A 5,966-nucleotide genomic window follows, 5' to 3' on the forward strand; every position below is an offset into this window, starting at 1 on the left:
GCCACCCGGTCATCGGGTGGCCGCCCTCGTGCGTGCGGTGGCGCCGCTACTTGCGCATGACCTCGGGCTCGTGGCGGCGCAGGAAGCGCGAGACGAGGATGCCGCAGATCAGGGCGAGGACGAGCATCGCGCCCATGTCGAGGGCCCAGACCCCGGCCGACTGCTCCCACAGCGGGTCGGTGTTGGAGGGGTCCTCCTGGTCGGGGAAGATCTTGTTGAAGTCGAGGGTGGCGCCGGCCGCGGCGACCGCCCAGCGGGAGGGGAACAGGTAGGAGACCTCGTTCACGCCGACCGCCCCGTTGAGTATCAACAGGCAGCCGGTGAACGGGAGCTGGGCGACGGCGAACATGACGAGCAGCGGCATCGTCTTCTCGGCCGTCTTCACCAGCGCGGAGAAGACCAGGCCGAACATCATCGCGGCGAAGCCGAGCGCCATGATCGGCAGGCACAGTTCGAGGAGCGGCATCCCGGCGATGACCAGGCCCTCCTCGGGGATCTCGCGGGTGGTGAAGCCGATGCCGCCGATGATGAGCCCCTGGATGACCGTGATCACGCCGAGCACGATGACCTTGGACATCAGGTACGCCGAGCGGGACAGGCCGGTCGCCCGCTCGCGCTCGTAGATCACCCGCTCCTTGATGAGCTCGCGGACGGAGTTGGCGGCGCCGGCGAAGCAGGCGCCGACGGCGAGGATCAGCAGCACGGTGGTGGCCGTGCCGTTCGGGACGACGGTCCCGTTGGCGCGGGGCGGGTTCGGCGTCAGGCCCTGGTCGGGCTCGATCAGGAGGCTGACCGCGCCGAGGACGGCGGGCAGCAGCACCATCAGGGCCATGAAGCCGCGGTCGGAGGCGATCACCGCGGCGTAGCGTCGCACCAGGGTGACGAGCTGGGACAGCCAGCCCTGCGGCTTGGGCGGTCTGACGGTCTGCACGTTCGGCGTGTGCACCGGCTGCGCGGCCTCGGCGTCGAGGTCCGCGGCGTACATCTGGTAGTGCTGCGAGCCCTTCCAGCGGCCCGCCCAGTCGTAGTCGCGGTAGTTCTCGAAGGCGGAGAAGACATCGGCCCAGGTGTCGTAGCCGAAGAAGTTGAGTGCCTCCTCCGGCGGCCCGAAGTAGGCGACGGAGCCGCCGGGGGCCATCACGAGCAGCTTGTCGCACAGGGCGAGTTCGGCCACCGAGTGGGTGACGACGAGGACGGTGCGGCCGTCGTCGGCGAGCCCGCGCAGGAGCTGCATGACGTCGCGGTCCATGCCCGGGTCGAGGCCGGAGGTGGGCTCGTCGAGGAAGATCAGCGAGGGCTTGGTGAGGAGCTCCAGGGCCACCGAGACGCGCTTGCGCTGGCCGCCGGAGAGCGAGGTGATCTTCTTGTCCTTGTGGATGTCCAGCTTGAGCTCGCCGAGCACCTCGTCGATGCGGGCCTCGCGCTCGCGCTCGGTGGTGTCGGCGGGGAAGCGCAGCTTGGCCGCGTACTTCAGGGCCTTCTTGACGCTCAGCTCCTTGTGCAGGATGTCGTCCTGCGGGACCAGGCCGATGCGCTGGCGGAGCTCGGCGAACTGCTTGTAGAGGTTGCGGTTGTCGTAGAGGACGTCGCCCTGGTTGGCGGGCCGGTAGCCGGTGAGCGCCTTGAGCAGGGTGGACTTGCCGGAGCCCGAGGGGCCGATGACGGCGATCAGGGACTTCTCCGGGACGCCGAAGGACACGTCCCGCAGGATCTGCTTGCCGCCGTCGACGGTGACGGTGAGGTGGCGGGCGGAGAAGGAGATGTCGCCGGTGTCGACGAACTCCTCCAGCCGGTCGCCGACCAGCCGGAAGGTGGAGTGGCCGACGCCGACGATGTCGTCCGTGCCGATCAGCACGGTGCCGTTCTTCGCGATCGGCTGGCCGTTGACGTAGGTGCCGTTGTGGCTGCCGAGGTCGGTGATCTGGAAGCGGCCGTCGGGCGTGGCGGTGAACTCGGCGTGCAGCCGGGAGACCTGCAGGTCGGAGACGACCAGTTCGTTCTCCAGGGCGCGGCCGATGCGCATCCGGCGGCCGAGCGCCATCTGGTGGAAGGTGGTCGGGCTGCGGTCGCCGTACTTCGGCGGGGCTCCCGCGGCGCCGCCGGACGGGGCCTGCTGCCGGGGCACGCGGGGCGGCTCCTGGGGGGTGGCGGCGGGCTGCTGCCAGTCCTGCTCGGCCGGCCGGGACCGCTCGGGACGTGCGGGCGCCTCGTGCACCGGCGGGGCGGCCTCCGCGGCGGGCCGGTCGGCCCGCGCCGCCTGCTGGGAGGCGGCCACGGCCGCGGCGGCCTCGCCGGAACCGGCCAGGGCGAGCCGGGGGCCGTCGGTGGCGTTGCCGAGGTGGACGGTGGCGCCGGGACGGATCTCCGTGCGCTGACGGATCCGCGCGCCCTGGAGGAACGTCCCGTTGGTGCTGCCGTGGTCCTCGACGAACCAGGTCCGGCCGTCCCAGCTGACCGTGGCGTGGCGCCAGGAGACCCGGGCGTCGTCGATCGTCACATCCCCCTGCGGATCACGTCCGAGGGTGTACGACCTGGACGGATCGAGCGTCCAGGTCTGTCCGTTCACTTCCAGTACGAGTTCCGGCACTCCATGCCCCACTTGTTGTCCCCCGAGAAGCCCCTGACACAGGGAGTCTAGGGATGGCGAACATCGGGAGGAACTATTTCAGGCTCAGCCGCCCGACCGAAACCCGACCCTTGTGAAGAGCGTGTACGGGCCCACCACCGCGCGCCGTTGACGTGAGGTCAAATCCGGCCGGACAGTGGGAAGCGCCCATGAGTGCGGAGGACTCCGTACGGATCACGCGCGACGGGACGAGTCGTCGGACACCCGGGGGGCCTCGATGGCGAGCAGGACACCGTGGGGCCGGGTGCTGCTCCCGGCGGTCGCGGCGGTGGGGTGGGCGTTCGCCGGAATGGCCGTGGTGGCCGCCGGCGCGCTGCGCTTGCTCGGCGCGGACGGGGCGGGCGGCTCGCTCCCCCGGATGACGGCGGCGGTGGTGGCGCTGGCGGTGGGCGGCCAGGTCACGCCGTCGGGGGACGTCGAGGCGTTCGGTCTGAGCGGCCCCGAGGCGTCGACGGCCGTCGACGCCGTGCCGCTGGGGGTGACGCTGGTCGGCGCGCTGCTCCTCGGAGTGGTGTTCCTGCGGTCGCTGCGGGGGGCGGGGTTCACCGTGCCGGGCCGCGAACTGGCGGCCCGGGTCGCCGCGACGGCCGCCGTCTGCGTCGCCACCGTCGGCGGGCTCGCCTGGGCGGGTCACGATGTGATCACACTCGACGGGCGGGCGCTCGCACTGGACGACGTTCCCGGCGGATCGGATATCGCGGACACCGAACTGCCCGGCGGCTGGGGCGACGTCGGGGGCCTGCTACCGGACCGGCTCGGCGATCTCGCCGACGCGGAGGCCGCGGTCGGCTTCACCGTACGGGTCCCCGAGACGCTCGCGGGCGCCACCGCGTGGGTGCTCGCCGTGCTCCTGCTCGCGCTGCTCGCCTCCCGGCGCACCCCGCTGCCGCCGGCCCTCGACGTGCTGCACCGGGCGGTGCGGCCGGCCGTCTCCGCGCTCACCGGGGTGTTCCTGGTCGCGGTGCTCGCCGGGTGGGGCGCGGCCGGGTTCGCGCTGCTCGGCGACGAGCGGCCGGGGCGGATCGCGGGGGCGGCCCTGCTCGGGGCGCCCAACGGCGTCTGGCCGGGGGTGTCGCTCGGTCTCGGGGTGCCGTGGCACGGCCGGGCCTCCGGCAGCCTGGCCGGGTGGCTGCCCGACCCGGTGGACCGGCTGCTCGCGGGCGGCACGGAACGGGAGTTGAACCTGGCCCGGGCGGCCGAGCTGGACGGGCGGCTGTGGTTCCTCGCGCTCGCCGCCGGGCTGCTGATGCTGTTCGCCGGGGTGCTGACCGCGGTCCGCACCCCGGACCGCGCCCGGCGCGGCGGCGGGCGGCTCGGAACGTTCCGGTTCGCCGTGCGCTGCGCGGTCCCGACGGCGGCGGCCACGGCGGCGGCGCTGGCCCTGCTCACCGGGGTATCGGCGCTCTCCGCGGACGCCTCCCTGTCGGTACTCGGCTACGACGCCTTCGACGCGGGCCTCGCGCTGCGCGGCGAGGTCCCGGCCGCCGCGGCGCTCGGCGCGCTGTGGGGCGCCGCGGCGGGCTTCGCCGGAGCGTTGCTCGCGCGCCTGTCGGGGGCGGCCGGCTCCGCGGCCACCGCCTTCGCCCGGGGCACCGCGGGGCCCGGGCACGCGTCGGGCCGCACCTACCCCGACCTGGCGTACCTGCCGGGCCCGTACCGCCCGTCGGACCCCTACCGGGCCCCGAACGCGGACACCAACCCCTACCTGCGCCTGCCGGACGACGTCCACGGCTCGCCGACGGTCGCCCGGCCGCAGCCGCCTCCCCGGCAGCGCGGGGCCCGGCCGGTGCGGCGGGCCGACGACGACGGGCGGGACGGACCCCCGCCGCCCGGAGTGCCGGGCACGAGGCGCTGACGGGGGGCCGTACGGCTCCGGCGCGACGGCGCAAGGCGACCGGCGGCGGCGACGGCGACGGCGACGGCGACGGCGACGGCGACGGCGCAAGGCGACTCGCGGCGGCGGGGCCCCGTACGGCTGTCCGGTCCTCGGGACGGGTGCGCCGGGCCGGTCGGGGGCCCGATACGGTGGGACGACCATGAGCGCATCGCAGCCCCAGCAGGCTCCCCGGCAGGACTCCCCCGCGGCACCGGAGCGGGCCACCCTTCTGGTGAAGATCTTCGGCAAGGACCGGCCCGGGATCACCGCCGGCCTCTTCGACACCCTCGCGGCCTTCGGCGTCGACGTCGTCGACATCGAGCAGGTCGTGACCCGCGGCCGGATCGTGCTCTGCGCGCTGGTCGGCGAGCCGCCGGCCGGGACGGAGGGCGAGCTGCGCTCGACCGTGCACAACTGGGCGGAGTCGCTGAAGCTCCAGGCCGAGATCATCTCCGGGATCGGCGACAACCGGCCCCGCGGCAGCGGCCGTTCGCACGTCACCGTGCTCGGCAACCCGCTGACCGCCGAGTCCACGGCGTCGGTCGCCGCGGCCATCACCGGCACCGGCGGCAACATCGACCGGATCTTCCGGCTCGCCAAGTACCCGGTCACCGCGGTCGAGTTCGCGGTCTCCGGGGCGGAGACCGAGCCGCTGCGGACCGCGCTGGCCACCCAGGCGTCCGTGCTCGGCGTGGACATCGCGGTGGTCTCGGCCGGTCTGCACCGCCGCGCCCAGCGGCTCGTGGTGATGGACGTCGACTCCACGCTGATCCAGGACGAGGTCATCGAGCTGTTCGCGGCGCACGCGGGCTGCCAGGACAAGGTCGCCGCGGTCACCGAGGCGGCGATGCGCGGCGAGTTGGACTTCGAGCAGTCGCTGCACGCGCGGGTCGCGCTGCTGGCCGGGCTCGACGCCTCGGTGGTGGAGAAGGTGCGCGCCGAGGTGCGGCTGACCCCCGGCGCTCGCACCCTGATCCGCACCCTCAAGCGCCTGGGCTACCAGGTGGGCGTGGTATCGGGCGGGTTCACGCAGGTCACCGACGACCTGCGGGAGCGGCTGGGGCTCGACTTCGCCTCCGCCAACACGCTGGAGATCGTGGACGGGAAGCTCACCGGCCGGGTGGTCGGGGAGATCGTCGACCGCGCCGGCAAGGCCCGTCTGCTGCGCCGGTTCGCCGCCCAGGCCGGGGTGCCGCTGACCCAGACCGTGGCGATCGGCGACGGCGCGAACGACCTGGACATGCTGAACGCGGCCGGGCTCGGAGTGGCGTTCAACGCGAAGCCGGTGGTGCGGGAGGCGGCGCACACGGCCGTCAACGTGCCGTTCCTGGACACCGTGCTCTACCTGCTCGGGGTGACCCGCGAGGAGGTCGAGGCCGCGGACGCGTCGGACGGCCACGTGGAGCCGGGCGAGGGCTGACCGGGGCCCCTCCCCCGCGGAGGACACGGGAGACGGCCCCGGGT

General features: G+C 74.0%; 3 protein-coding genes. 2 read left to right on the forward strand and 1 reads right to left on the reverse strand.

Annotated features, from left to right (window positions below):
- Positions 1–46: 46 nt before the first annotated feature.
- The gene (locus ACFWEG_RS27930; RefSeq protein WP_387220594.1) at positions 47–2,587 is read right to left on the reverse strand and encodes an FHA domain-containing protein; all 2,541 of its coding nucleotides are present in this window, start codon (positions 2,585–2,587) and stop codon (positions 47–49) included.
- Positions 2,588–2,843: 256 nt separating this feature from the next.
- Here ACFWEG_RS27930 and ACFWEG_RS27935 point away from each other — a divergent pair, with 256 nt between their 5' ends.
- Together ACFWEG_RS27935 and serB are read left to right on the forward strand one after the other, a co-directional pair.
- Positions 2,844–4,481 (forward strand): streptophobe family protein, encoded by a 1,638-nt coding sequence (locus ACFWEG_RS27935; protein WP_387220597.1) that lies wholly within the window; start codon positions 2,844–2,846, stop codon positions 4,479–4,481.
- Positions 4,482–4,662: 181 nt separating this feature from the next.
- Positions 4,663–5,922, forward strand: coding sequence for a phosphoserine phosphatase SerB (gene serB / locus ACFWEG_RS27940; protein ID WP_387220600.1), 1,260 nt, complete (start codon positions 4,663–4,665; stop codon positions 5,920–5,922).
- The last annotated feature ends 44 nt before the right edge of the window (positions 5,923–5,966 follow it).

The sequence above is a fragment of the Streptomyces sp. NPDC060194 genome (genome assembly GCF_042728285.1).
GTDB lineage: Bacteria > Actinomycetota > Actinomycetes > Streptomycetales > Streptomycetaceae > Streptomyces.